The sequence below is a fragment of the Acinetobacter sp. UBA6720 genome, from assembly GCF_002454215.1.
GTDB lineage: Bacteria > Pseudomonadota > Gammaproteobacteria > Pseudomonadales > Moraxellaceae > Acinetobacter.
The window spans coordinates 21,453-25,811 of the sequence record NZ_DKIK01000082.1 but is presented as its reverse complement, the minus strand read 5'-3'; the positions used below and the strand labels follow the sequence as shown (position 1 = coordinate 25,811).

The following is a 4,359-nucleotide window of genomic DNA, read 5'->3' as shown; positions in this document are numbered from 1 at the left end:
ACCACCCAAAGGCGAATGATCAAAGCTCAATTCGCCACCTAAAGCTTGCGCCAGTTTAGCAGATAAAGCCAAACCTAAACCCGTACCACCTGTGCTCCGCGTCCGCGAGTCATCTACACGGTAAAAACGCTCACCGAGTCGTGCCAACTGTTCGTCACTTAAACCATAAGGGCTGTCATCAACGTAGACTGTCCAATCTGTTGCAGATTGTTCAGTATGAATACGAACCTGTCCACCGGCTTCAGTATAACGAATACTATTGCCCAACAAATTGACCATGATTTGCTTAAAGCGGTCAATATCAAGTTGTAACTCAGCCCCCTCACCTTCAACACTGATGCTTAAATGAGCTTGTTCAAATTTGGGCTTAAAGTTTTCCACTTCTTGCTCAATCACCGCCCATGGATTTACGCTTGCAAAATAACAGTTTAATTGCTGCGCTTCAGCTTGTGCTAAGTCTGCCAAATCATGAGTCAGCTTTTTCAAACTGGTCACTTGACGTAACATCGAGGCAAAATGCTCAGGCGTTGGTTTTCGGATACCGTCTTGCATCGCCTCAATCTGCGCTTGTAACACTGCCAACGGTGTTTTCAACTCATGCGAAGTATCCGACACCCATTGACGACGTGAAATTTCATGCTGATCTAAAATCACCGCCAATTGGTTGAGCTCATTGGATAAATCACCCAGCTCATCGTTTCGATTCACTTTAACTTGATGCTGAAAATTACCTTTCGTCAGTTCACGTGTACCATTTAAAAGTCGCTGAATCGGTTGTTTAAAATACGTTGCCAATAATAATGAAACAATCAAACTGGCAAAAACAGTTAAACCATAAGCCAATAATAAATAACGTTTCTGATTGCTAAAAAAGTTAATACTCAGTGCATCATCTTGATCAAGCACGGGTTTTAGGCCCAAATACCCGACTATTTTTTCATCCACAATTATGGGGCGATATGAAACTTGGTCTGAAGATGGCTCACCAACAACGAATTGTTGTTTGGCGTCATATAAAGATAAACGTGAGCTCAAACCTAAACGGTCTGGCATTGAGATAAATTGCTTTTTCTGATTTTCCTTTGGTGGTGCTTTGCCATCTTTGCGTTCAGGGGGGCGAAATGCATTTTCATTCGACCTCAATGGAAATTTAAGCCCTTCAAAAGGTTGATATTCTGACGGTAAATTAAGCTCTAACCATTTCAACTCATCTTGATCAAGTAATGGTTTTCCTTGATCAGCTTTGGCCAAAGTTGGCGGGAGATTCGCAAAAGTATGTTCTTCAAAATAACGCTGCTGTAACGCAATATCATATTGCCGTCTTAACCACCAATGCGAGAGCCGGTCATAATCGTCAGGATCCGCTTTACCTTCAATCTGTAAAATCTGTGCTTGAATGGCATTGCCCCAATCATGATAAGTGCTATACACACCTGCCAAGTTGTCAATCAAATGATCGAGCTTTTGCATTTCCACATCTGCAACGTATTTAGCAAAATTCTTTTGCATCGTCCAATGTAACACGCCCAAACTCACCGTGGTAATCACCAACGTGGTCAGCAAGACGGTCAGGAATAAGCGTAAGGCAATCGGTACGCGACGAATTTTCAAAACACATATCTCAGTTTTTTCTTCTCATTTCGTATTGTATAGAACACTGTGCTAAAAAACTCTCCATTGTTTCTACATCATTATTACTTAATCTTTAATCATCAAAAATCACCTGCTCTTTATTGGGGAATTACACATGAATAAGATGACAAAAATTGCTTTAGCCACTGCCAGTATTCTATCTGTAGGCGCATTGACTGCCTGTCAATCAACCCAGCCTCCAAAAGATATGGACCAACCTCAACGCATGCATGGTCATGACAAGAACGACCGTCGAATGTCCCCTGAACAACGCGAGCAATTTAAAGAAATGCGCGCTGAACATAAACAAGTCATGCAAGACATGAAAAAAGCCTGCGATGGCAAGGCAGTAGGTACAGCGGTACAAATTAAAGCAGGTGAACAAAACTTAGATGGTACCTGCGCCATTTCATTTAAACCAAACCGTGATGAAATGAAACGTGGCGAACGTCCACCAATGGAAGATGATCATGCTGGACAGGCACCTATGCAAGGTGATCGTGGTGAGTTCCGTGGCATGCATATGCAACACGGTGAGCCATTAACCGATGCAAAACGTGCTGAACTGACCAAACAATATGCTCAGCGTTTAGCTGAACGTCAAGCGCGCCAAGAAGCTATGGCTAAAGCTTGCCAAGGCCAATCAGATGGTAAATCTGTTCAAATAAAAGTTGGTACGCAGACCGTGGATGGTAAATGTATGGTTCACTTCCAACCAAAACCACCCGTTCCAGCTCCAAATCAAGCATCTTAAAAAGATAGTTTCAGTTCAAAGGCGCATTCTGCGCCTTTTTTCTTGGACATAACTTTTTACGCTTTTTGACTATTTATGTCATGCTAGAACAGCCAAAACTGTTTACACTCAACCCACTTAGCGATTTTAAATAATATTTGTTTGACTTTACAGTCACCAAGAAAAGCCCCTGAAACGCTTGTACCAAATTAGAAGATGTTGCACGATTGAACCATTCCAACACGTGTCAATGAAGACACGTTTTTATGTTTATTAGGATTATAAGCTGGTTAAACCAGTATTGAGGAAAACGAGATGCCACAATACAAAGCGCCCTTACGTGATATGCAATTCGTACTGCATGAGTTACTTAACGCAGAAGAACATTATTCGAAACTGCCTGCATTTCAGGAAACCGTAAGCCGTGAATTGGTTGACCAATACTTAGACGCAGCTGCAGATTTCTGTGAAAACGAATTATCTCCAATCAACCAAAGCGGTGACCGTGAAGGTTGTACATGGAACGATGGCGTTGTTACCACGCCAACAGGCTTTAAAGAAGCGTATCAGAAATATATCGAATTAGGCTTCCCATCTCTTTCTGCTGAAGAGCAATATGGCGGTCAAGGTCTACCAGTTTCTTTAGGTAACGTGATTTCTGAAATGGTCGGTACTGCGAACTGGGCTTGGGGTATGTACCCTGGTCTTTCTCATGGTGCAGTACGTACTTTAGAACACCACGGTTCAGCTGAGCAAAAAAATGCGTACTTACCAAACCTTGTTTCAGGTGTTTGGACAGGTACCATGTGCTTAACTGAATCCCATGCAGGTTCTGACTTGGGTATTATCCGTACCAAGGCTGAACCACAGGCAGATGGTAGCTATGCAATCACAGGCGAGAAAATCTTTATCTCTGCAGGTGAGCACGACATGGCGGAGAACATTGTTCACATCGTCCTTGCTCGTCTTCCTGGTGCGCCTAAAGGTACCAAAGGTATTTCGTTATTCATCGTACCGAAGTTCAATCTAAATGCAGACGGTTCTGTCGGTGAACGTAACGCAGTACGTTGTGGTTCAATCGAACACAAAATGGGGATCCATGGTAACTCAACTTGCGTGATCAACTTTGATAACGCAAAAGGCTTCCTGATTGGACCTGAAAACCGTGGCTTAAACTGCATGTTTACCTTCATGAACACTGCTCGTATTGGTACAGCAGTTCAAGGTTTATCGGCATCTGAAGGTTCATTCCAAGGTGCGCTTGCTTATGCAAAAGACCGTTTAGCAATGCGTTCACTGACTGGCCCTAAAGCCCCAGAAAAAGAAGCAGACCCTATCATTGTTCACCCTGCTGTACGTAACATGCTTTTAACACAAAAAGCATTTGCTGAAGGTGGTCGTGCACTGGTTTACTTATTGTCTCTACATGCAGACGTGGTTGAGCAAGGTGCGACAGAAGAAGAGCGTAAATACTCTGACAACATCTTGTCTCTACTGACTCCAATTGCAAAAGCATTCTTAACTGAAACAGGTTCAGAGTCTGCAAAACACGGTGTTCAAGTGTTTGGTGGTCACGGCTTTATTTCAGAGCATGGCATGGAACAAATCGTTCGTGATACACGTATTGCGTGTCTATACGAAGGAACAACAGAAATCCAAGCATTAGACTTATTAGGTCGTAAAGTTTTGGGTACTCAAGGTGCAATGTTGAAAGACTTCACCAAGATTGTTCACAAATTCTGCGAAGCGAACAAAGACAATGCTGCAATGCAAGAATTTGTTGAACCACTTGCTGCGCTGAACAAAGAGTGGGGTGACCTCACGATGCAAATTGGTATGAAAGCAATGCAAAACCCAAATGAAGTGGGTGCTGCAGCAGTCGATTACCTCTACTTCTCTGGTTATGTCACCCTTGCTTACCTATGGGCACGTATGGCACTTGTGGCTCAAGAAACACTTGCTGCTGGGACAACTGAAGTTGACTTCTATAACGC

3 protein-coding genes are annotated in these 4,359 nt (G+C 43.0%); 2 read left to right on the top strand and 1 reads right to left on the bottom strand.

Going from position 1 to position 4,359, the window contains the following annotated elements; genetic code table 11:
* Positions 1–1,611, bottom strand: a 1,611-nt coding sequence (gene baeS, locus B4F08_RS07295) for a sensor histidine kinase efflux regulator BaeS (RefSeq protein ID WP_291373968.1), incomplete at its 3' end; no start/stop codon positions are given.
* A 136-nt stretch (positions 1,612–1,747) separates the two neighbouring features.
* Between baeS and B4F08_RS07290 the strand changes: the two genes are divergently transcribed.
* Together B4F08_RS07290 and B4F08_RS07285 are read left to right on the top strand one after the other, a co-directional pair.
* Positions 1,748–2,386: a hypothetical protein gene (locus B4F08_RS07290; RefSeq protein WP_110974676.1), complete on the top strand. Its 639-nt coding sequence runs from the start codon at positions 1,748–1,750 to the stop codon at positions 2,384–2,386.
* 294 nt (positions 2,387–2,680) lie between these two features.
* Positions 2,681–4,359 (top strand): acyl-CoA dehydrogenase C-terminal domain-containing protein (locus tag B4F08_RS07285; protein ID WP_291373967.1); only part of this gene is annotated, 1,679 nt, incomplete at its 3' end.